We start from the raw sequence: 25,631 nt of genomic DNA on the forward strand, positions 1-25,631 counted from the left end.
GTACCGGCGCTGGCCCTCCTTCCTCTACTGTCTGATCCAAAGTGCTGCGGTTATTCTATGAATCCAGGCCTTGTTCACCCGCATCGTGGAAACACGCAGCTTCACCCGCGCGGCGAACGGACTGAACATCCCACGTGCCACCGCCACCCATGCCATCCAGCAGCTCGAGACACGGCTCGGTGTCCGGCTGCTCGAACGCACCACACGCCAAGTGCGCCCGACACTGGACGGCCAAGCTTTCTACGAGCGTTGCGTTGACGTACTCAGCGAGCTGGAAGCGGCGGAAGCCTCGCTACAACCCACGGTCGCCAATCCGCAGGGACGCTTACGGGTCGACATGCCCAGCGTTCATGCCACTCACATCGTGCTGCCGCGCATCGACGACTTCCGCCGTCGTTACCCCGGCATCGAGCTGGTCCTCGGCAGTGGCGAACGGCTGGTGGACCTGGTGGGTGAAGGCGTCGACTGCACGATCCGCGCCGGCACCCCGGACGACTCGACCCTCGTCGCACGCCGGCTGGCCGCGATGCCGCAGGTCATCTGCGCCAGCCCCGACTATCTGGCCCAGGCCGGCACGCCGCGTCACCCCGACGAGCTGGCCAACCATCAAGCAGTGAAATTCTTCTCCAGTGGCGGAGCCACCGATGACAGTTTCGATCTCATCATCGATGGCGAAGCACAGGAGTTCACGGCGGGCGGCTGGATATCGGTCAACGATGCGGGAAGCTACGCCGCGTGCGCCCTGCGTGGCTGCGGCCTGATCCAGGTGCCGCGCTACCATGTCGAAGAAGCCCTAGGGGAAGGGCGACTCGTCGAGGTCCTGAGCGAATGGCCGAGCCCCGAATTGCCGGTTTCGGCGCTCTACCCCCATCGGCGGCATCTGTCGCCGCGTGTGCGGGTGTTCGTCGACTGGATCAGCGAGATCTACGAGGAGAAGTTTGGGGCCCACCTCGTCTCCGCATCAGGCGTGACAGAAGAGTTTTCTGAAGAGGGCTAGCCCAGGCCAACGGCCAGGCGCACTGAGTCAATGATCAGTGCATGACGACCATCACCACCAGCACTACCGTCAGTAGTACCAGGTACATCCCGGCATGAATGTGATCGGGAATGCGCCCGATCCATAGCGAGGCCAGGCGGATACCGAGCCATGAACCTACCGCCAGCGCCAGCAAGGCCCGCAGATCCACATACCCCGCATACCAGGCGCCCAGAGTGCTATCGCTGCCCGACAGCAATACCCCAGAACAGCGTTGTCACAGCAGCGCCGGGGGCTATCCAACACTGAGGCTGGCCACTAAACTGATGAAGCATGCACAAGATTTCTTCGCAACCTTGGTTGGGTTTTATTTCGTCGTAAAAATATCTTGTTCGATAGTCCTCAAAATAAGCCAGTCGTTCATGACTTAACTGGCTCCGAGGGATACTGCTCAACCCCCTATAGACTCTAGGCAAATAAGGCTTTTCATCTTTAATCCAGCCACCAATAGCTGCTTTTCTTGAGTTTTCACTGTGCCTCCATTTTTAATCGTGAGCGTCTTCTTTCGGGAAGAAAGCAACGACTACTAATGAGAAAACAACTGATATCAGCATGATCAAATACGCCAGCGTAAAAGATCCTGTCATATCTACAGTCACCCCGCCTACAAAGTTTCCAATCACTCCCCCTGCCCCCAAAGCAAAATTTCCAAAAGAAAAAGCCAGAGCTGCACTTTTCTGACTATAGCAACGGCTTATGTAGGCTGGGAAAAGACCAAAAATTGGATAAAATGAAGCACCAAACAAAAAAGAGGATAAGTAGAAAAATAATGAAGCGTCGCGTTCGGCTCCTAATATAAGAAATCCGCATGATAGAGACATTAGTGTACATACAAACATAATGCCACGCCGGATTGATATTTTATCAGCCAAATAGCCGACTGCTAGACCACTCACCATTCCTACAGCACCAATTATCATCCAAGAGTAAGCTGATACCGTTTCTTCAGAAGTCAAGTTAGTTTTAGCATATGAGGACAGATAAATCTGAAAGGGTCTGTAAGCAATGCCACTCAAAAACATTGCAATAAGCAGTAAGCTTGTCTGTTTTCTTGGAAGCGACTTAAGCTGCTGGATCACGGATGCATTTACTTTCTGAGTATTGTGATTACGGACGCCCTCAGGTCTATGATCTATCTTAGGAAGCCAAAAAAAAACTTGTGATTGCAATCGAGCTCACAAATATACTCGCTAGGATCCATACAGAACGCCACCCAGCAAGTGGGAGTAGCAACAGCAATAATAAACTATTCAAAAATACTCCATAACTAGTTCCAGATGATATTAATCCTAATGACTTACCCCGATGCTTAGATGGTATCGCAACACCTGAGAGGTCTACGATTGGTATCCACACCGCCGATGAACATATGCTAAGGATCGTCAATAGCACAGCGCAAATGACCAGACTATGGGTGAATCCCATTCCAAAAAGACATAGCGCGCTTGTAGTTATCGAGGCTAGAACGACGACTCTAGAACCAAACCATACAGCTAAAAAACCGCTAAATAATGCTGAAACCATTGCCCCAGCTTGGACTATCGCTGCGACTGTACCATAGGCGGCATAGCTAAAACCAAGGTCACTCTTTACTTGCTCAATCATGGCAGGGAATAGGTATATTCCAAAACCATATGTCGATGTAATATAGCTTGTGAAGAGCAGTGTCGCCCCAACTGTTATTAACCTGTCTTCCGTTACATTTTTTCCTGAAAACATCCAAAATTACTCATCTTTTTGATAAATTTACAACATCCTGGGAGATTTTGTGTGAAAGATGACCGATCATAATTTCCGTAAACCTCTGACAACGCAAACCCCACCGGGCAAGATTTTATTAACCATGCCGCATCGTAAAAGTGAAGTGACATAGACGATTTCCACTCATGCAACCTCCGGCCTTGTTTAGCTATAAGCGACGGCTACTCGGCTATTCCTTGCTTTCGCCAGTCATCCAGCGGGCGAAAGCCTCGGCCTGAGGGTCCATCTCCTGTACGGCGTAGACCACCAGGCGCAGATGCCGCCCTTCGTCGACGATTAGACTGGTGTGCTCGAAACCGACCTCGCCCAGGCCATCGAGATCGAGTGCGCGCACGCCTTGGCACGGGGCATCCACCTCGTGACGATGCCACCACTGGCGAAACTCGGGCGAGTGCGCGGAGAGTTCCTTCACCAGATTGCCGATGGCGGGGTCGTCGTCCGCCCGCGCGTAGTCGCGCCGGAAGCTGGAGAGAATGCGCGGCGCCTGAGTCGGCCAGTCGGCGATCACCCGGCGCAGTTCGGCGTCGTCGAACAGCATCCATAATAGATTGCGATACTCGGCCGGCTGGCGGTCGAAGCCGAACACCCGTGCCGCCGCGTCGTTCCATGCCAGCACGTCCCAGCGCAGATTCAGCACGTAGCTGGGACGTGTCGTCAGGTCGTTCATCAGGCGCTTCACCAGGGGCGGCACCTGACACCAGGTCTTGCCCGGCTCGACCGGTGGGCGCTGGTGAGTCAGCAGGAACAGATGGCGCCGCTCCGCCGCATCCAGTTGCAGCGCCTGCGCCAGGTTGTCGAGAAAGGCCGACGACACGCCGATCTCGCGCCCCTGCTCCAGCCAGGTGTACCAGGTCACCCCCACACCCGCGAGGGTCGCGACCTCCTCGCGCCGCAGCCCCGGCGTGCGCCGACGCGCGCCCGCCGGGAGCCCCACCGACTGGGGCGAGATCCGCTCGCGACGGGTGCGCAGAAATTCGGCGAGTTCGGGCCGTGTGCGTGCAAGCGTGCGTTCCTGAGCCATGCTGTTGCCTTTAGTAATAGCATAAACGATTAAATTGTAACCCTTTAAAACCCACCGCACACTCTCCGCACTTCCCCTGCAACACCATTCGACGTATCAAGGAGAGTACAGATGGCACGCGGCTCACATAGCACCACCTACCTGGTGGCCATCGGCGCGTTCGCGCTGGGCATGGCCTCTTACGTTACCGCCGGGCTGATCCCGCTGATCCAGGCCGAATTCACGGTCTCCGTTTCCGTGGCCGCCCAGTTGGTCACCGCTTTCACACTCGCCTACGGACTGGGGTCGCCGCTGTGTGTCGCCCTGCTGCCCGCGAATCGCCAGCGCGGCGGGCTGTTTCTGATGCTGGGGCTGTTCGTGATCGCCAACGCAGCCAGCGCGCTGACGACCAGTCTCGCCGCCCTCATGGTCTGGCGCGTGCTGGCCGGCATGGCGGCGGGCACCTATCTCGCCATCGGCATCGCAGCGGCCGTTGGCGTGGCACCGGCGGAGGCACGCGGCAAGACGATCTCGATCATCATGGGCGGCATGGCGAGCGGCACCGTACTCGGCGTGCCGCTCGGCCTGCTGCTGGCAGAGCACTGGGGCTGGCAGGCCGCCCTGTGGCTGATCGCGCTGATCGGGCTAGTGGCGCTGATCGGCCTGATCTACCGTCTGCCGCCCATGCCCGCCGCCCAGGTGGTGCCGATGCGCCGCAAGCTCTCCATCCTGATCGACCACCGGGTGGTCGGATTGCTCGGCATCTCACTGCTGGCCGCCATCGCCAGCCTGGGTATGTACACTTTCATCGCGCCGCTGATCGGCGCGCACGGCGAGCGCTCGGTAACGCCCTACCTGTGGGTGTGGGGCGTGGGCGGCGTACTCGGCAGCTTCTTGATCGGCGCCCTGGTCGACCGCTTCTCAGGCCCCAGGCTCACCTTCGCCATCATGCTGCTGCTGGGTATCGCGCTGATCGCCCTGCCGCTGCTGCTCGGCATCAGTCCCTGGCTGGCGCTGATCCCGATCGCGCTCTGGGGCGCCGTGGGCTGGGCGCTGCAGGTACCCCAGAACAACGAACTGATGAAGGCCCGCGAAGTCCAGGGCGACGGCAATCTCGCGGTGGCCTTGAACGAATCCGCCCTCTATCTCGGCAGCGCCCTCGGCGCCTCGCTCGGCGGCCTGGCCTTGGCACTGCAGATATCTATCGACATGCTAGCCGTCGTCGCCGGACTCGTGGCACTCTCGGGCATGGGCGTGCAGGCATGGCTGTGGAAGCAAGCCCATTTACGCGGCAAGGTCTGCCACGATTCGTGAACTCACCACACTCCGTGATACTGAACGCCGCCGACCGGACGGCGTTCAGTGCTACCAATGGGGTTCGAGGTAGTCAGCATGGTGGGCAGCAACGTAACGCCTAGGGATTGCCTCGGTTCCATACCGCCCGATACCTCAACCGAACAGCAGATCGCGCATCAATGCAGACTAGGCGCCCTCGGCTTGCCGTGCCGCCCGCACAGCCGGCCTGTCTCCGACCCGCGCCACATAGCTCGCCAGCGCCGGCCACGAGGAAAGCTCGATACCGAAAAACTGACACCATCCGGTGACCGTGTATACTCAGATTGACCATCAAGGATATGCCCACCTACCCAAGGCATGGCGATGGTGCCCACTACCGAGAGGATCGTCAGCACTGGACCTTTCACTTCTCGCCATGATGAGGACTCAGTACAATCACAGCGGCAAGGAAACAAATCCCGCCTGCAATAAACCACAATGCGAAATAAGACCCGGTAATAAAGGCAATTAAACCACCTAAAAAAGCAGCCAACCCAGCGCCTACCTGATGAGCCACGTTGATCCAGCTAAAAGCCGAAGGCCCTTGATCACCAAATATGTGGTTACACAAAGTAATCACCGGTGGAACCGTTGCAACATCAAATACGCCAAACACGACGGCAAAGGCTATCAGCTCCCAGCCAACGGGTTGCGATAAAATAAAAGGCAGCCAAATCAAACTCGCGCCCCGCAAAAAGAAGATCACGGCCAGCAGCGACTGCTTATTGATTTTATCTGAAAGCCACCCTGCTCCAATTGTGCCCGGTATATTCAAAAGGCCGATTATCAGGAGCAGATAAGATGATTCCGCCACCGATATTCCCTCCAGCGTTGCCGCCGGGGTAAAACTGCTCCACATCAGACCATTCGTGGTAGCGCCACACATTCCAAAGGCTAATGAGATTACCCAAAACTTCTTGTTCTTCACAAATCCTTTCAGGTTGATAAAGACATCGAGAAATGTACTATTCGGCTTAATATGATGAGCCGTCACCGTTCTCACGGCCGAGAACTTCTCATTCAGAAGAAAACACACGATTAACAATGTGATCAGGGTCAAGACAACACAGCCTATTAACGGCGCTCGCCAGCCAACGTCATTAGCCAGCTTTGCCCACATGGGGAGTAACACAAATTGACCCGTCACCGAGGAAGCCGTCAATATGCCTGTCGGCAAGCCCGTTTTCTCAAACCAGGAGCGAGCAAAAAGAGCGCCAAATGACATCGTTAACGCGCCACAACCCAGCCCAACCAAAACACCCCATGCAAGATTGAATATTATCTTTGAATTCAGAATACATAACAAAGCGCCAGCCAACAGTATCACAAGGCTTGCGATGACAATTTTCTTGATCCCATGCTTTTCCATCAAATGAATGGCGAAGGGTGCCGTCGCACCATATAGGATCATATTAACGGTGATGCCAAAGGTTGTATTCAGAGACGACCAGCCAAGCTCCTCAATTAGCTGTGACGTCAACAATCCCGACAAGGTTACATAACTACCGGCAGTCACAACACACAGAGCGGCAACCAGAATGGCATTGAATTTCTGCTGTGCAGAAATCAGTTGAAAAGCTTGTTGCGTTTCACTCATGGCAATATTAACTTCTGTTAAAGCATTTATTGAAACGCTATCCACCCATGGCTAGCATGTAAACTATCATTAATGATAACGAGTTTTTCATGATTGAGAATCTAAAGTGGGATGACTTTAAAGTTGTGCTGGCGATTGCTGAAGAGAAAGTACTTAGACAGGCCGCGAGCAAGCTCCATGTCAGCCAACCCACCATCTACAGGCGACTGGCTGACATTGAAAGCAAATGTGGCGTAAAGCTCTTCCATCGTGAAGATAATGCTTATGTGCCAACACTTGCCGGATTAGAGCTGGTGAGAAGTGCAAAGGAAATCGAAAAACAAGTGCTTTACGCCCAGCGAAAGCTTTACTCTGCCAAAGAAACATTATCCGGCAACCTGACAGTCACTACCACAGACACATTGATGTATGGCCTGTTGGGCAACATCATTCACGACTTCAATTGCAAATACAAAGAACTGAATATAAGCGTCATCGTTAGCAATAAACTCATGAGCCTGGAAGCACGTGACGCAGATATCGCGTTTCGCCCCGTGGTCAACCCGAACGAAACGCTTATCGGCAAGAAAATTCTGCCTATTAACCAGGCTGTCTATGTTTCACAGAAAAGTCGATTCACCGATTGGCGAGAGAAAGGTATCTCTTGGATTGCGCCCAATAGCGAAATGCATTACCCACTACTCAGCGAATGGTTTTCAAAAAACAATCAACTTAAAGGCAGGCTATTAAAAAGCAACTCCATTCTTATGGATTACTTCATGGTCGCCAATTACGACTATGCAGCGGTGTTACCGACTTACCTGGAAAAAGAAGGCGCTGGCATCAAACGAATCAGCCCTATCATCCCTGAATTGAGCACGGCCATGTGGGGGTTAATGCATACCGATTTAAGAACCTCTCAAACAGTTACCGAGTTTCTAAACTATGTGCGTGCATGCTGCAAAGATCGCGCTAAATAACTTTACCATTCGTTGCGATGAGATTGGTTTGGGCATCTATCTTACACTGCAGCAAACCCGTTATTGGCTGTGCTCAACTGATAGCCCCTCATCCTGTATATTCTTTAGAAATTGCCTACCTATCTGGTTAAGCGGCTGCTTTTTCGGCCAAAACGCGATCAGATTTCGGTCCCGCCTCGGCGATAAAGGGCGCGTCACCACACCAGGCATTGGCTTACTTGTTAACGCCAATGTGGGCACAAAACTAACCCCGACATCGCCAGCAACCATCTGCAATAACGTCCGCGTATCGCGTACCCAAAAATCCACCTGGAAAGTTTCGGCCTCTTCCAATGAGTGCGCAAATATCTGCTGGATAAGCGACTCACAACCGCCTGACGACATAACAAGCGGGTGCTCTGCTAACTGTGTCACCGTCACGCTGGCTTGTTTGCTGAGGGAGTGGTGTTCGGGCAGCACGGCCACTATCTCGTCTTTTTTTAACTGCTGCCAATCAAAGTGCTCACGCCAGTAGGTGAGATTAAGCTGCGTCACATCAGTGGTTACGCCCATATTGACCACGCCGCTTTCCACCCACTCCTTGATCTCTTCCTCCATGCCTTCCAGTACAAGGCTAATAGCCTCCGGGTAGCGGCTTGTTAAGCTCGAAAGTTGCGGCGATAACCATCCCGTTAACGCACTGGGTATAACGCCAATTTTCAGCGTTTCATCCACCTCATCATGGAACTCGGCCACTTGCTGGCTTAATACCTGAAGCTCTCCCACCACCTTCCTGGCGCTAGCAAGCACTAACTCACCCAAAGCCGTTGGCTCCAAACCTTCCGCGGCTTTTGAAATAAGCGGGCCACCGGCCAGTTTTTCTAACGCCTGCATCGAGTGACTGACACCGGACTGGCTAACGCCAAGGCGCGCCGCAGCACGCGTGTAGGACTGCTCATCTGCCACGGTGAGCAATACACGCAGTTGGGCGATAGAGATATCTGCGCCTCTAATCATCACATCTCCTCATGGTCACCATGAGCTACCTGGGTTTCCGGCCGCACGTGAGCGCCTTATAGGCTGATCCTTCCATTTATCATCCTAACCTGGAAACCGCATGTCCATCGCCCTTGCGCTTACCGCCATGTTATTGCTCGGCAGTACCCACTTCATCAATGGCTTGCTCGCCCGTTTTTACCCGCCGCTTAATATTGGTTTTTATACCCATCTGGGTGGAGCGCTTGTCAGCCTCGCAGGTGCACTGCTCTTTTCCACATGGGAGCCAGTTGCCTGGAAATGGGGCGCTATCGCCGGTCTCGGCTCAGCCCTGGGCGCCTTGCTGCTTTATAAAGGCTTATCCCAGGCTCCCTTTGCTCTCGTCGTGCCCGTTAGCGCGGTCTCAATGGTGACCATCGCCCTTGCGCTATCGCTGGTGTTTCTTGGCGAACGACCCAACGCCTGGGTATGGCTAGGTGTAATGATCGCCCTGCCCGCCATATGGTTAACAGCGGGTGGGGGCAAACCGAACAAGGCACGGGTGAATAGCAGCACCCAAGCGGGCCTGCTATTGGGTTTAGGCGCAGGCTTGGGGTTTGCCTTGCAGCTTCACTTACTGGGCCAAGTGCCCGACCATGCTGCTTTTTACGGTATCGCACTCTGTATGTTCAGCGGCGCCGTATGCTGTCTGCCCTTTTATCAACACGCACACCTAGCACGAAAACGCCTTCCACTGCTGGCAACAGCAGCGGGCGGCATCAGTGCACTAGGGCTAACGCTGTATGCGATATCACGGGAAGGCCAGCTTGCCATTATCAGCATCGTGATTGTGTCGATGTACCCAATGATTCCCGTCGTGTTTGGCTCGCTGGTGCGCAGGGAAAGGGTTAGCGGCGCAAGTATGGTGGGAATAGTGCTTTCAATTTTGGCGATGGTATTGATTATGGCGGGGAATAGTTAAACACCAGACAAGCAGGTTTTGAGTAGATTTCAATAACTGCCACAGTACTGTTCATTTGCTTCATTGATCTCGCAACTGCTTTCGTCCCTGTTTTTGATCGACAGATAAGGAGGTAGAGCATGGACGGCACCCAGATTCTGACCCTCGGCTTGGGCCTTGAAGCGCCTTGGGTTCTCAAGGGCTAGCACCTGAATACCTCCCTGTCGCCCCACCACTGTCAGTACCGATGCTACGGCGACCTCCGCGGTGGAAGGCTTCAGTGCGGCACTGAATCGCATGCCGCTGGCCGCGCGCAAGAGCCTGACCTATGACCAGGGGCGAGAAGTGGCCAAGCATGCGGAGGTCACCCAGAACACCGGCGTGGCCATTTACTTCTGCGATCCCAACAGCCCATGGCAACAGGGCAGCAATGAGAACATCAACGGCCTGATTCGCAAATATTTCCCGAAAGGGACGGACTGCCGACAGGTGAGCGACTCAGCACTCAGGAAAGTCGTTGCCAAGCTGAACAATCGACCCAGAAAACGCTTGGGGTATCGGACACCGGCACAGGTGTTCCTGGGAGAGCATTCAGGGGCGCTGAAAACCGCAGGTGCTGCGCTTAATGTTTGAATTCAGGAATGATGGGTGAACTGATGGCGAAGTATCACGAAGAGCCATCATCAATCCAATGGCAGTGTTGCACTCAGAGCCTGCATCCGCCCATTATTAGAATGCCATCATATAAGTAGCATAGCGATCACATGAGTGATAGCCTGCCTCATTCACTATGGATAAGGAATGTCCGATGGATCTTGCCAAGGTAGGCGACAGAGTTGTCTGTCAGTGTAAAGGTGGACCACATAGCATTATTTCCGGTGCCTCCACAGCTACGGTCGATGGCATACCGATTGCCAGAGTAGGCGACAAGAGTTCTTGTGGCGCCGCCATTACCACAGGAGCAGACTGGTATTCGATTGAGGGAGCTCCAGCCGCCATCCACGGCAGTACTACCTCATGTGGCGGGTTTATCGAAGCAGCTTCTACTGTGGTAACCGGCTCCCCCACCACAGCAGGCGCGCGGGCAACGCCTCCATGGGTACGCTTGCCGAGAACAACCCAGAAACCGTATACGAATATGTAGCCGAAGAATCAGAAGTCACCATGCATCAGCTAGCTTATCTTCTGGTGGAAGGCGTTGGCATGAATGGTGGCTATTCTTTTCGGAATCATATCGCTATCAGAGGGAATACCCTCCATGTATCGTCGCAAGGTTGGGCCCCCTCAACCCAAGCCCCTGGATCAAGCTCCGCCGTTTTTAACATGCGTGCTGAGCTAAGGGATGGCGACCTGCTTGTTGAAGCTGCTGCTCTGGAGAACAGCGGTGTTAATGCCTGGCCAGACGATCCTAGGTACACCCCAAGAGGCCACGCCACCATCCGCCTACCGGAGCCACAGGCTGGCAAGAAGATATCGCTTCGTCTCCAAGGCACATTTATTTATCAGACCAGTTCGGGATCTGTCTCACCAATGCCGCCCAGCACTAGCAAGACGATTTCCATTCAGGCGGTAGCGAAATAACATGCTGAAGAAAATACTCCTTATCCTGCCAATGGCTTTTCTCATAACTGCCTACCAAGAAAGCGGGGGCAATGACCTTCATGATGAGTCTGTCGAGCTTCAAAGGCAGGCCAATGAGGAAGCTACCCTCGGCATGGCAGAAAGCGATAGTGACAGGCTGTCCAAGGCGATAGATCTAATAGAGCAGTCACTGGCAGCAGATCCGAACAATCATGCCGCACTACTTACCAGAGCCCAGATTGCCGTCTATCGGCAGAATTACGAAATCGCACTGCGTAATGTGGAAAGCGCTTTCAACATCGCACCGAACCATGACTCGCTACCGCTTTTTCGATGCATGCTGATAGAGGAAGTCGAAGGGGAGAACAGCGGGAAGGAATGCTACTCAGCGGTAGAGGAAAGTTACGTCGAGCAGCATAGGGAAGACAGCCAGATCTCTGCCAATTGGGTAGGCGCGACCATTCTAGGTGATAGCCATGCGGCTCCAGAGCTGATCGAGGCTTTTCTTAAGCAGGAAAAGGACAAGGGTGAACTGGAAGCTGAGATGGCCGAGATGACAATCGAGAGCCTCCAAGATGGAAGCTATGTGGACCAAGTGTTGATGCGGTAGTGCTTGGCCGTCGTCGCGGGCGACCGCAGCAAGCTGTATCATTATCTGTCCAGGTTGGCATGAGTAGAGAAGAATTATTAGACCACCTGACCAGCACGTTTAATTATAAAGGGGCGGATGCAGGCTCTGAGTGCAACACTGTCATTGGATTGATGATGGCCCTTCGTCGGGCCAAGGGATATCGCAGCAAAAATGCGCTTCAAGACGGCGATCCTGTTTCATTTCGGCGGGCTGGAGATGGCGCCTAACCCACTGAAATAAATGAATAGCCATCTCTAAACAGCGACTCGCCAACACATGACAAACAGCTTTATTTGTCACGATTGCGTTTGATTTGTTCTTCAAGCGCTTCTAGGTCTTCCAGGTCTTCTGCATCCGCTTCCAAAGCCTCTGCCTGGCGGCGGTGCGCATCAAACTGGCCATAGCGCTCGTGGGCGATGGCCTTGGCTCTGTGGGCACTGATAGTGCCAGCCCCATCCAGAATAGGGCGTTCGCTGAAGTCCAATAGGCGGTCGACATTGCGACGCCAGTAATCCAGCGTGAGATCCTTACGTTCCTTGGCGCGTAGCTCGGCCTGTTCCAGAAAGATCACCACCAAGCGATTAAGCGTATCGACCTCGTCAGCGGTCAGATAGTTCTTAGCTATGGTCACGTCCTGCTTGCGCACCCGCGCGCCTTGCCAAGAGGTCAGTGCCATATTGGGCTCGTCGGGATTAGCACGGTTGACCACGATTTCAGCGGCAGTCTGCTCTGTAACGGCGTACAACAACTTGTTCTGCACTTCGGCAAAGAAGCGATGAGCATCACTATCATCGGTGCGGTAGTCACTGCTCAGGGCAAATAGATCGCGAACCTTCTGGTAGAAGCGCTTTTCCGAGGCACGGATATCGCGGATACGCGCCAGCAGCTCATCGAAATAATCCCAGCCGCCGGGCTCTTTGAGACGCTCATCGTCCATGACGAAGCCCTTGACCAAGTATTCGCTGAGATTGGCTGTGGCCCATTGACGGAACTGCGTTCCGCGCGGCGAGCGCACCCGGTATCCCACTGCCAAGATCATCGGCAAGCTATACCAGTTGACTTTATAGCGCTTCCCATCAGCGGCAGTTGTCAAGGATTCCTTGACAACTGCTTCTCGAGATAACTCACCTTCTTTCAGGATGTTACGAACATGCAAACTGACATTCTGCTTCGACGTCGCAAACAGTTCGGCAAGCTCGGCCTGGGTCAGCCATACGCTCCCATCCTCGGCACGTAAGTGTACGGCGCTACGTCCATCATCGGTTCGGTAGAGGATCAGTTCACTGTTACCCATGAGCCCGCCCTATCAAGGTAGATACCAAAAAGCCCGCCTTTTTGGCGGGCTTGATAGATTAGCAAAGCCTGGCCTTCACTCCCACTCAATCGTCGCGGGCGGCTTGCTGCTGACGTCGTAGGTCACCCGCGAGACGCCTTCCAGCTCGTTGATGATGCGGTTGGAGACTTTCTCCAGCAGCTCATACGGCAGGTGCGCCCAGCGGGCGGTCATGAAGTCGATGGTCTCGACGGCGCGCAGGGCGATGACCCATTCGTAGCGGCGGCCGTCGCCGACCACGCCGACCGATCTCACTGGCAGGAAGACGGCGAAGGCCTGGCTGGTCTTGTGGTACCAGTCGGCCTTGTGCAGTTCCTCGATGAAGATGGCGTCGGCCTCACGCAGGATGTCGGCGTACTCCTTCTTCACTTCGCCGAGGATGCGCACGCCGAGGCCCGGCCCCGGGAAGGGGTGGCGGTAGACCATGTCGTAGGGCAGACCGAGTTCGAGGCCGAGCTTGCGGACTTCGTCCTTGAACAGCTCGCGCAGCGGTTCGACCAGCGAGAGTTTCATCGTCTCGGGCAGGCCGCCGACGTTGTGGTGCGATTTGATCACATGCGCCTTGCCGGTCTTGGAGGCGGCGGATTCGATCACGTCAGGGTAGATGGTGCCCTGGGCCAGGAAGTCGACGCCTTCGATCTTGGCGGCTTCATCGTCGAACACGTCAATGAAGGTGTTGCCGATGACCTTGCGTTTGGCTTCGGGGTCGTCCACGCCTTTCAGTTTGGAGAGGAACTGCTCCTCGGCGTCGACACGAATCACCCGCACACCCATGTGGCGGGCGAAGGTTTCCATCACCTGCTTGCCTTCGTTCTTGCGCAACAGGCCATTGTCGACGAACACGCAGGTCAGTTGATCGCCGATCGCCTTGTGCAGCAGTGCGGCCACCACGGAGGAGTCGACCCCGCCGGAGAGCCCCAGCAAGACGTGACGCTCGCCGACCTGTTCGCGCACGCGGGCGACCTGATCCTCGATGATCTGCGCCGGAGTCCACAGCCGTTCGGACTGGCAGATATCCAGCACGAAGTGTTCGAGGATGCGCTGCCCTTGCAGGGTGTGGGTCACCTCGGGATGGAACTGCACGCCGTAGAAGCGTTTCGCTTCCCAGGCCATGGCGGCAATCGGGCAGCTCGGCGTGGAGGCGGTCACCGTGAACTCCGCCGGCACCTTGGCGACCTTGTCGCCATGGCTCATCCAGACATCGAGCAGCGCCTTGTCGGTGTCGTGATCGACGTGATCCTTGATGCCCTTGAACAGTGCCGTCTCGGCGTCGATGCGGATCTGCGCATAACCGAACTCGCGCTTCTGCGAGCCTTCGACCTGGCCGCCCAGTTGCTCGGCCATGGTCTGCATGCCGTAGCAGATACCCAGCACCGGCAGCCCCATCTCGAACACGCACTGCGGTGCACGCGGCGAATCCAGCTCGGTCACGGATTCAGGGCCACCGGCAAGGATGATGCCGTTGGGGTTGTACTCGCGAATCTCGGCCTCGGTGATATCGAAGGCGCGCACTTCGGAATAGACGCCGATCTCACGCACGCGGCGCGCGATGAGCTGGGTGTACTGGGAGCCGAAATCGAGGATCAGGATCTTGTGGGCGTGAATGTCGGTCATCTGAGCGTCTCTTATGGCGGCGGGCGGTATGTGTATCGGCAGCGTCGCTGGCTGAGCGTCAGGCTAGGCGAAAACGGCCAAAGCAGCGGAGTTGACGTAGGTGTCAATGAGCATGCTGAGGCCGTTTTCAACAACGCATGGCGCCAGTCCAGCGGCGTTGCTAACCAGCGCGGTAGTTCGGCGCCTCCTTCGTGATCTGCACATCATGCACATGCGACTCGTTGAAGCCGGCCCCGGTAATCTGCACGAATTCCGGCTTGGTGCGCATTTCCTGGATGTCTCGGCAGCCGGTGTAGCCCATCGAGGCGCGCAGACCGCCCATCAACTGGTGGACGATGGCGCTCATCACGCCCTTGTACGGCACGCGACCTTCGATGCCTTCCGGTACCAGCTTCTCGGCGCCGGCGTCCTTGTCCTGGAAATAGCGGTCGGCACTGCCCTGGGTCTGGGCCATGGCGCCCATCGAGCCCATGCCGCGGTAGGCCTTGTAGGTCCGGCCCTGATAGAGCTCGATCTCGCCCGGCGCTTCCTCGGTTCCGGCGAGCAGCCCGCCGACCATCACGCAACTGGCACCGGCGGCGATCGCCTTGGCCAGGTCGCCGGAGAAGCGGATACCGCCATCGGCGATCAGTGGAACGTCGTACTCCTTCAGGGCTTCCGCCACGTTGGCTACGGCCGTGACCTGAGGCACGCCGACACCGGCAACGACTCGCGTGGTACAGATGGAGCCGGGGCCGATGCCGACCTTCACGCCGTCGGCGCCGGCCTTGGCAAGATCACGTGCAGCGTCGGCAGTCGCGATGTTGCCGCCGATGACCTGCACGTCGGGGTAATGCTCCTTGACCCATGCCACGCGATCGATCACGCCTCGGGAGTGGCCGTGGGCGGTGTCGACGACGATCACATCGACGCCGGCTTCGACCAGGGCGGCAATGCGCTCGGGCGTTTCCGGCCCAGTGCCGACGGCGGCACCGACCAGCAGACGGCCATCGCTGTCCTTGGCGGCGTGTGGATAGGTCTTGGCCTTCTCGATGTCGCGCACCGTGACCAGGCCGTGCAGATGGAAGTCGTCATCGACGATCAGGATCTTTTCGATGCGGCTTTCCTGCATCTTGCCCTTGATGACCTCCAGCGACGTCCCCACCGGTACGGTGACCAACTGGTCGCGAGGCGTCATGATCGCTTCGACACTATCGCTGTGATCGGGCTGGAAGCGCATGTCGCGACCGGTGACGATCCCGACCAGGGCGTCGCCCTCCACCACCGGGAAGCCGGAATAGCCATATTCGTCGGCCATCGCCAGCAGGTCCTGCAGCTTGGCCTTGGGCCCTACGGTGACGGGGTCCTTGACGATCACGCTCTCGTGTTTCTTGACCTTGCGCACCTCGGCGGCCTGACCGGCGATGGTCATGCTCTTGTGAACGATGCCGATACCGCCCTCCTGGGCCATGGCGATCGCCAGACGTGCTTCGGTCACGGTGTCCATCGCAGAGGAGACGAGCGGGATGTTGAGTTCGAGGTTGCGGGTCAGGCGGGACTTGAGGCTGACATCCTTGGGCAGGACATCGGAGTAGCCGGGAACGAGTAATACGTCATCGAACGTAAGCGCTTCTTGGGCCATACGTAACATAGCGGCAACACCCATTGAACTGATGGAGGACGGCGAGGAAGTTAATCAACCATTATAACGGGTATGAAAGGGAACGGGCAATGCGAGGTGGGCTGCTGGCTGGCACGTTACAGGGGGTATGGCAGGGCCGACCTGGCGAGGGCCATTCACACGCTCGTCAAGCTTGGCTTGGTCCATCCCAGGTTCCCATCAACTGTCCGCTAGCAGCAATCACCACTAACGCTGTCCGAATTCGCGCCGCCATCGTTCCATGAAGGCTTTACGCCGAAGTGGGTCGACAAAAGCCAGCAACGACGCATCGATGGGTATCGGGTATAGGCGGTCGCCCACCTGGTCACGCAGTCGCTGTGCAGTATATGGGCCGACCACATCGGGACGCACGCTGAACAGGGGCGTCTCGCCGGCAATCACCCGCTGACCATCACCGCTGAGCAGAAAATCGAGAAACACACGGGCGGCGGCAGGGTTCGGAGCGTCACGGTGGATAAACGCCATGCGCATCATTACCAGCGAATAATCCTGAGGTACCTGAACGATGACTTCGGGATGATCCTGAGCCCATACCATGGCGTAAGAGCCCAGCAAGTTATAGCCCAACCAGTAACGTCCCTCACTGATGCCTTTGAGCATGTCGCGGGTACTCTCCTCGAGCGAGACATCGGCACTACCCATGGCGGTGACCAGGTCCCAGAAGCGCGTGGTGTAACGAGCATCCTGCTGGAACAGCGTATAACCTACACCGCTACGGGAGGGTGAATAGGTCGTGACCCGGCCACGTAGCAGGTCCCGTTGCTCCGTCAGCAGCGTGTGCAAGTCGGCATGCGTCGCCGGCGGCTTCATGAAACTCGTCAGATCCAGTCGGTACGCCATGACGATCGGCTCGAAGGTGAAGCCGAACACTTCGTCGCGCCATTTGGCCCAGGCCGGCCAGTCCTGAGCTTCGGATGATACCAGTGGCTGAGCAAACCCCTCGTTGACGCGTGACATCTGCCACGGCATGGCCGAACTGATGACCACATCCGGTGCAGGATCAGCCTCGGCAACGCGTTCGTCGACTTCCAGGGTCGAGCTGTCGCGAAAATCCAGCATGATGTCGGGATGCGCCTGCTCGAATGCCCTCAACAGCGGTTCGACGACCTCTCTATCGAGTGCCGCGTCGACGACCAGTTCGGTCCTGGCGCCAGCCGGTGTGGCTATCAGCGCCAGCGCGGCGAGCGCCAGTATCATGAGCGGTCGAGCGATCACGGCGACGCCTCCTGTGCGGTCAACGGGAAAACGATGCAGACTCTGAGCCCCTGCGGTGTATTGGGAACCAGGCTCAGCCTGGCATCGTGCCGCCGCGCGATGGAGTCGACGATTGCCAGCCCAAGCCCGGACCCTTCGGTATCTTGTCGACCACCACGCTCAAATGGCTGGTGAAGACGTTCCAGTGCCTCCGGGGAGACGCCAGGGCCATCATCCTCGATGAACAGTTCCACATCGCGGTCGTGCTGAACGAGGCCGAGGGTGATCATGCTGCCAGGCGGTGTGTAGCTCAATGCATTATCGATCAGGTTGCCGATGAGTTCGCGCAGGGAAAGCGCTTCACCATGGATGTACTGCGCCGTATCAGGCAGTTCGGCCAGTCCCAGGTCATGTCCACTGGCAACATCACGCTGGGCCCAGTCCATGACGGTATCGCGCAACAGCATCACCAGATCCAACCGAACCATCGCACTGCCATCGGCAACATGACGCAACCGTGCCAGGCTCAGTAGTTGACTGGCCAGGCGGCTGGTGCGTCCAGCCCCACTGTGAACGGCTTCCAGGGCGCGTCGCCATTCGTCGGGCTGGTCGCTTTTCAGCGCCAGTTCACTGGTACTCTGCAAACCAGCCAGCGGGGTCTTGAGTTGATGGCTCGCATCGGCGGTAAAGCGCAATAGCGCATCACGACTCTCACGCTGGTGGGCGAACAGCGAATCGAGCGTCTCGGCCAATTCCCGCAACTCTTCCGGTACCCGAGCATCGAGCGGTCGCATATCATCGGCTTCCCGCTGCCGTAACACCCGCCGCAGACGACGCATGGGGTTCAGAGCAACCCGCATCGTCAGCAACATCAGAAGGCCTGCCAACAGCACCATGGCAAGGAAGCGCGTCACGGCCTGCTCGAACAACTCGTCGGTCAACGACTGCCGCCCTTCTGTGGTGTGGCCGACCCAAATCTGCACGGGGTCCTGGGATTCCCAACCGGCCGAATCGAATTCACGGCCATGCAGCCGCCAGTCGACATCCTGATTGTCGACGTGCATCCACACCGTTCTCTCAGTCACTTGCCTGCGCCACTCAGGTTGAATGGACATTTCAAGATTGGCGGAGACGATATCACCATCAGCATCGAGAACGGCATAAAACACCCGTTCCTGATGCCGGGTTGCCAGTATCTGCAGTGCGGCGGCAGGAACTTCCACCACCGGTTCGCCGCCCTCCCATTGCACAGCTTCAGCGATGGTGAGTGCCGCTGACTCCAGTTGACTGTCATATGCCCGTTCAGCGGCACGCTCCGAACTTAAATAGGCTTCCACCAGCAACAGGGCTCCCAACGCACTGACAGTGACCAGTAGCCATATGGCTAGTCGTGCCTTCAATGAGCCATCGACCGTGATCACCGAACGCCTTCCTCGAGTCGATAGCCCAAGCCCCGAAAGGTACGAATGGTCAGCCCACTCCCCTGCAGCCGTTTACGTAGACGGCTGACATAGACTTCCAGTGCATTGGATCCGACCTCACCGAAGCCAAACAACCGATTTTCGAGCATTTCTCGTGGCGTGATGCTGCCGGCATGCAACAGCAAGCCCTCCAGCAGGCACAATTCGCGACGCGGCAAGTCCAGACGCTCACCATGCAGTGAAGCCACCCCTAATTCCTGATCGAAGCATAAGGCCCCTAAACACAGCCGGTTGTCGGCACGCTGCTGACTACGTCGCAGCAATGCACGCACTCTTGCCTCGAGTTCAGCCAGCGAGAAAGGCTTGGCAAGGTAGTCATCAGCACCCAGGTCCAGGCCACGGACGCGATCATCGACGCCATCTCGGGCAGTAAGAATCAGCACGGGCGTGGTATCACCACGCTCTCGCAACGCCTCGAGCAAGGAAAGACCATCGCCATCGGGCAGCCCCAGGTCGAGGATCACCAGGTCGAAGTGTCCCCGTTGCAAAGCAGCACCGGCCTCGGCGCAATGGGTAAAGGCGTCGATGGTATTGCCCAGAGGAGTAAGTGCCTGATCGAGTGATCGGGCGATAAGAGGATCATCCTCGATAACAAGCAAACGCATACGACCAATGTCTCATATGGCGACAGAAAAATGACAGGTTGATGAAAGGTTGCATGCCTAGCATCCAGCGTTGTCATCCGCAGAGATGACACAAGAGATCACCCTCTTGATTGCAAAACAAGAGAACAGGAGTTCGCCATGAAGATCAATAAGGCTTTCCATCAATATGCCGGCATGCTGACCTTAATCGGAGGTGCGCTTGCTGCTGGTAATGTTCATGCTCAGTCAGAGGCAACCGAGTGTATTGCTCCAGCGAAACCAGGTGGCGGTTATGACCTCACCTGCCGACTGGCAGCCAATGGGCTGGAAGAAACAGGCATGATCGATCAACCGATGGCCGTGAGTTACATGCCTGGCGGCATTGGTGCTGTTGCTTACAACCATGTCAATGGCGTACGTAATGATGATCCCAACCTCATCGTGGCTGCCAGTACCGGCGCAGCCGTCAACCTGGCGCTGGAAAAGTTTGGTGAATACGAGGCTGATGCCGTGCGCTGGCTGGGCGCCTTGGGAGTCGATTACGGCGCCATAGTCGTCAAGGACGATGCCCCATGGGAAAACCTCGATGAGCTCATGGAAGATCTCAGTGATTCACCGGACGACATTGCCTTTGGTGCCGGTGGTACCGTTGGCAGCCAAGACTGGATGAAAGCGGCGTTAACAGCCAAATCCGCCGATATTGACCCCAAGAGCCTCAATTATGTGGCGTTCGAAGGTGGCGGTGAAGCCCTGGCGGCGTTGTTGGGCGACCATATCCAGGTATTCACCGGCGACCTTTCCGAACTCAAGTCGCAACTGGAAAGCGGCAAGATCCGAGTCCTGGCATCGCTCTCCGAAGAACGCATGGAAGGCCCTTATGCCGACATCCCGACAGCGGAAGAACAAGGCTATGACGTTCAATGGCCGATCTGGCGTGGCTATTACATGGGCCCCAACGTCGACGATGAAGCCTATGAAGCGTGGGCAGAACGCCTCTCCGAGCTCTCGAAATCGGACGAGTTCAGCCAATTACGTGAAGATCGCGGCCTCTTCCCGATGTCACGCTTCGGCGATGACTTCAATGACTATGTTCTGGAACAGGTCGAAACCTTTGAATCCCTGGCCGATGAAGTAGGTTTGAAGCAATGAAACTTGCCGCCGACCGATTGCTAGGCATCGTGCTAACCGGTCTGGCGGCGTTCATCGCCGTCCAGGCCCTCAGGTTGAATGTGCCGATCAGCTACGACCCCGTGGGCCCCAAGGCCTTTCCTCTGGGTTTGGCGATACTGCTCGCCATGTTGTCGCTGGTGCTCGTATTCAAGCCTGGCGAAGATGGGCAATGGCCTCATCGGGCACTGACCCTCAAGATCCTTCTGGTCCTGGGGGTCATGCTGATCTATGCCCTCCTCTTTACTCGCCTGGGTTTTATCATCACGACGCTGATGACTGTCGCCATGCTGGCCAGAATCTTTGATGCCTCGTGGAACAGGGCACTGATAACCGGCGTTGTGATGTCGGTCGGCAGTTTCTTCCTGTTCACTGATGCCTTGGGCATTTCCTTGCCTGGTGGTTATTGGCTGGAAACCTGGTTTTAAAGGAGCGCCAACATGTTCGATTTTCTCATTCATGGTTTCGGCGTCGCCTTGACTCCCCTCAATCTGGGGCTTGCCTTTTTAGGCGCCTTGCTGGGAACGATGTTCGGCGCATTGCCCGGCATCGGCCCGATCAATGGTATCGCTATTTTGATGCCGCTGGCGTACACCTTGGGCTTGCCGGCCGAGTCGGCATTGATTCTACTGGCCGCCATCTACACCGGGGCCGAGTATGGTGGACGCATGTCAAGCATTCTGCTCAATGTGCCCGGCGACGCGGGCGCAGTAATGACCACCCTCGATGGGCATCCCCTGGCCAAGAAAGGGCTCGCGGGGCCGGCATTGGGCCTTTCAGCGGTCAGTTCCTTTGTCGGTGCCACCATCGCCATCCTTGGGCTGACGTTATTCGCCCCTCTGCTGGCCGAAGTGGCCGTAATGTTCGGCCCTGCCGAGTTCTTCGCACTGATGATATTCGCCTTTGCCTCCATGTCGGTCATGATGGGGAAAGATCCCATCAAGACCGCTATCGGGGCAGTACTGGGCATATTGATCGGTACGGTCGGGGTGGATTCAAGCACCGGTGTCATGCGCTATACCTTCGGCATGCCGGAACTCTACGATGGTATCGATTTCGTGGTAATGATTATCGGCCTGTTCGCCATCAGCGAAATTCTTCTGATGTTGGAGCATGCCAATCGCCAGGATGACGAAGACGACATTCCGCCACTTGGCCGCGTGTTCATCAGCCTCAAGGAAGTGCTTGCCTGTAAAGGCGCCATGGTGCGTTCCGGGCTGATCGGCTTCATTATCGGCATTCTTCCAGGTACCGGCGCCTCAGTCGGCGGAGCCGTGTCCTACACCACGGAGAAGCGGATAAGCGACAAGGACGGCACCTTTGGCACGGGCGACATGCGCGGACTCGCCGCCCCCGAGGCCGCCAACAATGCTTCGGCAGCCGGCTCATTCGTACCCATGTTGACCTTGGGGATACCTGGATCAGGAACCACCGCCGTACTGCTCGGTGCTCTGATGCTTTATAACATCACACCCGGCCCGATGATGTTCAGTGAGCGACCTGAAGTGGCAGGGGGATTGATTGCCTCACTGTATATCGGCAACGTCGTACTACTAGCCCTCAACCTGCCTTTAGCCGGCGTCTTTGCGCGGATACTTACCATTCCACGATGGGTGCTGGTACCCGGCATTGCCATTCTGTCGTTCGTTGGCGTCTATCAGCTGCACTCTGATCTGACAGCCATCTTCCTGATGCTGATCATCGGGGTGTTTGGCTACCTGTTGCGCAAACTGGGATTCTCCCTGGCACCTGTAATCCTCGGTTATGTGCTCGGTGGACTGATGGAGCAGAACCTGCGCCGTGCCCTATCGGCCAGCGGCGGCGACATCGACATTCTCTGGAGGTCCGGCATTTCCATAGGCCTTTGGATCGCCGCAGCCGCACTCTTGGTACTGCCTTGGTTGTTGCCCAAACTGATCACGAAGCTGCAACCCAGCAACAGGCCAATGGCGCAAGTCGAAGACGACTGATAGCATTTTCACACGCCTCGCGAGCCCGCCTATGTCAAGGCGGGCTCGTTGTTTCGACATCCAGGCCATTGCAGGCCGGGGCAGCTTGAGTCGAATTACCATAGGCCGGATTCATCGCGAACGTTGCGCTGTCACGTCAGGTATCGAAACCATAGAACTGCCGCGGTGTCTCGCGGATGACCTGTTCCAGCGCCGGCTGGGGTATCCACTGCTCGATGTCGTGCAGTGCTTTCTCATAACTATAGAGATGCTCATGCTCCGTCCAGGGCCAGTCGCTGCCCCACATCAGTCGTTGCGGCCCCAGTGACTCGAGAAGCCGTTTACAGACGTCGGCAAAGCCATCGCTTTGGCTGCGGTAGGGGGCCGAACACTTGACCCAGTAGCGCTGGGTTGCCGTTCCCGTGCACAGCCGTTCGATGACAGGATCACGCCAGGCATTGGTTTGCGGCCGGCCGAAATGGTCGATCACCAGATCCAGTTCCCAGCGAGACAGCAGATCGAGGATGGCTAACAGGGTACGCCCCTCGGCCTGGACCTCCACGTGCCAGCATCGCGACTCGAGGCGTGTGAATAGATCCGCCCACCCTGCCGTCTGCAATTCGTCTACCGTTCTCCCGATCCAGTTCAATCGCGTCCCTCGGATTCCCGACGACTCCATATCATCCAGCGAGACATCACTCACTCGAGGATCGATAACCGCCACGCCCCTGAGTCGGTCCGGATGCCGGCGCAGACATTCCATGAGGTAGTCATTGTGAGTGCCGAGAAAACTGGGTTGTACAAGCACGCCGCAGTCAATCCCCCAGTGGTCCAGTAAATCGAGATAGGTGGCCAAAGGTGCCTCATAACGAGGACGGTGGCGGGGATTGTCCGCGAAGCGACAGCGATCGGTGAAAACGTGGGCGTGGGCATCAACGATTTTAGACATTAGTCGAATCCGGCTTGTCCTCGAGAGAATTACATGTCATAGATATCAACTCATATATAAGACTATAAGTACACTAGAGCATATGACCATGCAAGCCAACCTTCAGCAAGACGAACCTCGCAGCCCGCGCTATTACCGAATCTACCAGGCGATGCTGTCCGACATTCAGCAAGGCAGCCTGAAGCCAGGGGATGTGCTGCCATCGGAGATGCACATCGCCCAGTCATACGGCGTCGCACCGGGAACGGCTCGCAAGGCGATCGACATGCTTGTCGACCGCGGCTGGGTGGAACGCCAGCATGGGAAGGGAACCTTCGTGCGTCGGGCGGATTTCAGCCACTCACTTGCCCGCTTCTTTCGGCTGACCGATCGCGAAGGTGTGCAACTGCACCCGAAAAGCGAATTGCTGGATATCAGGGTCGTGCCGGGAACGACTGATATCTGTCATCACCTCGACCTGCCCGATGACAGCGAGCTCATTCAAATCGAGCGTGTGCGACGCGTGGATGAGATGCCCCTGCTACATGAAGTCATCTATCTGTCCCGGACGCGTTTCCAGTCCTTGCTGAACCTGCCTCCCGATGCCTGGGGAGACCTGCTTTATCCCCTGTATGAACAGGTATGCGGCGAAGTGGTATTTCGCGCAACCGACACACTCTCCGTCGGCCCGGTACCGGAATCTCCGGCACATCACCTGGACCTCCCCCCCGGAGTCCAGGTCATCGAAATCGCTCGTCTGGCCAGAGGTTATGACGAACGACCACTGGAGTGGCGACTGAGCCGAGGTCGTCTCGACTGGTTCCATTACAGCTTCGATATCCGCTAGGTGGATGGCTCTGTCCCCTGCCACTGCAGCCCAATGACACCCCTTCAAGGAGCAACGCCATGAGCAACAACAAGACCTTCCTGCTAACCGGCCTTGCCGGAATCAGTTGGCTCGCACTCTGCGCGCACGCCAATGCCGCTCAAGAAGTCCGCATTGCCACACATGTGTCGGCTCAATCGCCACTGGCCAAGCAGGCGGAAATGTTCGCCGAGAGAATCGAGGAACGGCTACCCGGTGAATTCGACTTCGAACTTTACCCTAACGGTCAGTTGGGCAAGGAGTCTGCACTCATCGATAACCTTCAGCTCGATACGGTCGAGATGGTCAATGTCGCTTCAGGCGTCATGAAGGTTGACGACAAGCTGGGGTTCTTCGACCTGCCATGGCTGTTCGAGGATCGCGCGCATGTACAACAGGCAATGGCTGACGGTCTCGAAGACGCGTTGGTCGATACGATCGAAGGAAGCATGAGCGCCAAGGTGCTGGGCATCTATGAAAACGGGTTCCGGCATATCATCAATTCCAGTCATCCCATCGAGGAGCCTGCCGACCTGGAGGGTATGAAGATACGTATCTCCGGCGGCGACTTCCGCCAGCAGATCTTTGCCTCACTGGGCGCGGCACCGGCCAAGGTTGCGTGGGGAGAAACCTTTACCGCCATGCAGACCGGCGTGGTGGATGGAGCCGAAGCCGCAACCTACGGGTTCTATGGACAGAAAATGTATGAAGTGCAGGACTTTCTATCACTGACTCGCCATGTCTACACGCCTTCTTTCCTGTTGGCTTCTCCCGGTTTCTGGGATTCGTTGAGTGATGAACAGCAGGCGGTCTTTGCCGACGTCGCCAATGACATGCGTGATGATGCTTATGCACAGGCTGCCGAAATCGAGCAGTCCAATCTCGATGCGATGCGGAGCTCATTGGAGATCAACGACGTCGACCTGGCAGCGTTTCGGGAACAGGTACAGTCCGTCTACGACGACTATGTGAACCGCCATGGAAGTGACTGGCTGGAGACCGTCCATCAGTCCGCCGACGCCGAGTAATACCTGGAGCGCA

25 protein-coding genes and 1 pseudogene are annotated in these 25,631 nt (G+C 56.6%); 13 read left to right on the forward strand and 13 right to left on the reverse strand.

Going from position 1 to position 25,631, the window contains the following annotated elements:
• The first annotated feature begins 70 nt into the window (after positions 1–70).
• Entirely contained in the window at positions 71–997 is a 927-nt protein-coding gene (locus BLW01_RS04865) for a LysR family transcriptional regulator (RefSeq protein ID WP_229806381.1), read from the forward strand.
• A gap of 34 nt (positions 998–1,031) precedes the next feature.
• Here the strand turns inward: BLW01_RS04865 and BLW01_RS04870 are convergent, their stop codons facing one another.
• From BLW01_RS04870 to BLW01_RS04885, 4 genes are all read right to left on the reverse strand, one after another.
• The gene (locus BLW01_RS04870; RefSeq protein WP_229806382.1) at positions 1,032–1,235 is read right to left on the reverse strand and encodes a hypothetical protein; all 204 of its coding nucleotides are present in this window, start codon (positions 1,233–1,235) and stop codon (positions 1,032–1,034) included.
• Positions 1,236–1,521: 286 nt separating this feature from the next.
• On the reverse strand, positions 1,522–2,205 hold the full coding sequence (locus tag BLW01_RS18855) for an MFS transporter (RefSeq protein ID WP_092568369.1): 684 nt from the start codon (positions 2,203–2,205) through the stop codon (positions 1,522–1,524).
• Entirely contained in the window at positions 2,174–2,755 is a 582-nt protein-coding gene (locus BLW01_RS18955) for an MFS transporter (RefSeq protein WP_092568370.1), read from the reverse strand. Before BLW01_RS18955 ends, BLW01_RS18855 begins: the two co-directional genes overlap by 32 nt.
• A 211-nt stretch (positions 2,756–2,966) precedes the next feature.
• Positions 2,967–3,818, reverse strand: coding sequence for a helix-turn-helix transcriptional regulator (locus BLW01_RS04885; RefSeq protein WP_092568371.1), 852 nt, complete (start codon positions 3,816–3,818; stop codon positions 2,967–2,969).
• 111 nt (positions 3,819–3,929) lie between these two features.
• Here BLW01_RS04885 and BLW01_RS04890 point away from each other — a divergent pair, with 111 nt between their 5' ends.
• Positions 3,930–5,111: an MFS transporter gene (locus BLW01_RS04890; RefSeq protein ID WP_092568372.1), complete on the forward strand. Its 1,182-nt coding sequence runs from the start codon at positions 3,930–3,932 to the stop codon at positions 5,109–5,111.
• A gap of 385 nt (positions 5,112–5,496) precedes the next feature.
• Here the strand turns inward: BLW01_RS04890 and BLW01_RS04895 are convergent, their stop codons facing one another.
• Positions 5,497–6,729 carry an MFS transporter gene (locus BLW01_RS04895; RefSeq protein WP_092568373.1) on the reverse strand — a complete coding sequence of 411 codons (1,233 nt, stop codon included), beginning with the start codon at positions 6,727–6,729 and terminating at the stop codon, positions 5,497–5,499.
• An 89-nt stretch (positions 6,730–6,818) separates the two neighbouring features.
• On the opposite strand from BLW01_RS04895, the gene BLW01_RS04900 reads away from it, so the two are divergent.
• The gene (locus BLW01_RS04900) at positions 6,819–7,688 is read left to right on the forward strand and encodes a LysR family transcriptional regulator (protein ID WP_092568374.1); all 870 of its coding nucleotides are present in this window, start codon (positions 6,819–6,821) and stop codon (positions 7,686–7,688) included.
• Positions 7,689–7,748: 60 nt separating this feature from the next.
• Here the strand turns inward: BLW01_RS04900 and BLW01_RS04905 are convergent, their stop codons facing one another.
• A complete protein-coding gene (locus tag BLW01_RS04905; protein WP_092568375.1) occupies positions 7,749–8,684 on the reverse strand; it encodes a LysR family transcriptional regulator in 936 nt (311 codons plus the stop codon).
• Positions 8,685–8,784: 100 nt separating this feature from the next.
• Between BLW01_RS04905 and BLW01_RS04910 the strand changes: the two genes are divergently transcribed.
• From BLW01_RS04910 to BLW01_RS04930, 5 genes and pseudogenes are all read left to right on the forward strand, one after another.
• On the forward strand, positions 8,785–9,624 hold the full coding sequence (locus tag BLW01_RS04910) for an EamA family transporter (RefSeq protein ID WP_092568376.1): 840 nt from the start codon (positions 8,785–8,787) through the stop codon (positions 9,622–9,624).
• Positions 9,625–9,849: 225 nt separating this feature from the next.
• A pseudogene (locus BLW01_RS04915) lies at positions 9,850–10,236 on the forward strand (IS30 family transposase); the annotation flags it as partial.
• Between the two features lie 175 nt (positions 10,237–10,411).
• Complete coding sequence (locus tag BLW01_RS18960) at positions 10,412–10,747, forward strand: PAAR domain-containing protein (protein ID WP_092568377.1); 336 nt, start codon at positions 10,412–10,414, stop codon at positions 10,745–10,747.
• Complete coding sequence (locus tag BLW01_RS18340; RefSeq protein WP_139243915.1) at positions 10,699–11,184, forward strand: hypothetical protein; 486 nt, start codon at positions 10,699–10,701, stop codon at positions 11,182–11,184. The genes BLW01_RS18960 and BLW01_RS18340 overlap by 49 nt, the downstream gene beginning before the upstream one ends.
• 1 nt (position 11,185) lies before the next feature.
• Entirely contained in the window at positions 11,186–11,794 is a 609-nt protein-coding gene (locus BLW01_RS04930; RefSeq protein WP_092568379.1) for a hypothetical protein, read from the forward strand.
• Positions 11,795–12,104: 310 nt separating this feature from the next.
• Here BLW01_RS04930 and BLW01_RS04935 read toward each other — a convergent pair whose 3' ends face one another.
• From BLW01_RS04935 to BLW01_RS04960, 6 genes are all read right to left on the reverse strand, one after another.
• On the reverse strand, positions 12,105–13,109 hold the full coding sequence (locus BLW01_RS04935) for a virulence RhuM family protein (protein WP_092568380.1): 1,005 nt from the start codon (positions 13,107–13,109) through the stop codon (positions 12,105–12,107).
• Positions 13,110–13,184: 75 nt separating this feature from the next.
• The gene (guaA, locus tag BLW01_RS04940; protein WP_092568381.1) at positions 13,185–14,762 is read right to left on the reverse strand and encodes a glutamine-hydrolyzing GMP synthase; all 1,578 of its coding nucleotides are present in this window, start codon (positions 14,760–14,762) and stop codon (positions 13,185–13,187) included.
• A 160-nt stretch (positions 14,763–14,922) separates the two neighbouring features.
• Complete coding sequence (guaB, locus tag BLW01_RS04945; RefSeq protein WP_092568382.1) at positions 14,923–16,392, reverse strand: IMP dehydrogenase; 1,470 nt, start codon at positions 16,390–16,392, stop codon at positions 14,923–14,925.
• A 216-nt stretch (positions 16,393–16,608) separates the two neighbouring features.
• Positions 16,609–17,637 carry an ABC transporter substrate-binding protein gene (locus BLW01_RS04950; RefSeq protein WP_229806383.1) on the reverse strand — a complete coding sequence of 343 codons (1,029 nt, stop codon included), beginning with the start codon at positions 17,635–17,637 and terminating at the stop codon, positions 16,609–16,611.
• Positions 17,634–19,037, reverse strand: coding sequence for a sensor histidine kinase (locus BLW01_RS04955; protein WP_092568383.1), 1,404 nt, complete (start codon positions 19,035–19,037; stop codon positions 17,634–17,636). Before BLW01_RS04955 ends, BLW01_RS04950 begins: the two co-directional genes overlap by 4 nt.
• Positions 19,034–19,702, reverse strand: a complete 669-nt coding sequence (locus BLW01_RS04960) for a response regulator (RefSeq protein ID WP_092568384.1) — start codon at positions 19,700–19,702, stop codon at positions 19,034–19,036. Before BLW01_RS04960 ends, BLW01_RS04955 begins: the two co-directional genes overlap by 4 nt.
• A 138-nt stretch (positions 19,703–19,840) precedes the next feature.
• Here BLW01_RS04960 and BLW01_RS04965 point away from each other — a divergent pair, with 138 nt between their 5' ends.
• Genes BLW01_RS04965 through BLW01_RS04975 form a run of 3 tightly spaced genes read left to right on the forward strand, consistent with a single transcriptional unit; the run spans position 19,841 to position 22,818 of the window.
• Complete coding sequence (locus BLW01_RS04965; RefSeq protein WP_092568385.1) at positions 19,841–20,830, forward strand: Bug family tripartite tricarboxylate transporter substrate binding protein; 990 nt, start codon at positions 19,841–19,843, stop codon at positions 20,828–20,830.
• Positions 20,827–21,276, forward strand: coding sequence for a tripartite tricarboxylate transporter TctB family protein (locus tag BLW01_RS04970; protein ID WP_092568386.1), 450 nt, complete (start codon positions 20,827–20,829; stop codon positions 21,274–21,276). Before BLW01_RS04965 ends, BLW01_RS04970 begins: the two co-directional genes overlap by 4 nt.
• A gap of 12 nt (positions 21,277–21,288) precedes the next feature.
• Entirely contained in the window at positions 21,289–22,818 is a 1,530-nt protein-coding gene (locus BLW01_RS04975; protein WP_092568387.1) for a tripartite tricarboxylate transporter permease, read from the forward strand.
• A gap of 136 nt (positions 22,819–22,954) precedes the next feature.
• Here BLW01_RS04975 and BLW01_RS04980 read toward each other — a convergent pair whose 3' ends face one another.
• Positions 22,955–23,746, reverse strand: coding sequence for an amidohydrolase family protein (locus tag BLW01_RS04980; protein WP_092568388.1), 792 nt, complete (start codon positions 23,744–23,746; stop codon positions 22,955–22,957).
• An 88-nt stretch (positions 23,747–23,834) separates the two neighbouring features.
• Between BLW01_RS04980 and BLW01_RS04985 the strand changes: the two genes are divergently transcribed.
• Positions 23,835–24,572 (forward strand): GntR family transcriptional regulator, encoded by a 738-nt coding sequence (locus tag BLW01_RS04985; protein ID WP_175529770.1) that lies wholly within the window; start codon positions 23,835–23,837, stop codon positions 24,570–24,572.
• A gap of 59 nt (positions 24,573–24,631) precedes the next feature.
• Positions 24,632–25,618: a TRAP transporter substrate-binding protein gene (locus BLW01_RS04990; RefSeq protein ID WP_092568390.1), complete on the forward strand. Its 987-nt coding sequence runs from the start codon at positions 24,632–24,634 to the stop codon at positions 25,616–25,618.
• Positions 25,619–25,631: the final 13 nt, after the last annotated feature.

The sequence above is a fragment of the Aidingimonas halophila genome (assembly GCF_900106955.1).
GTDB lineage: Bacteria > Pseudomonadota > Gammaproteobacteria > Pseudomonadales > Halomonadaceae > Aidingimonas > Aidingimonas halophila.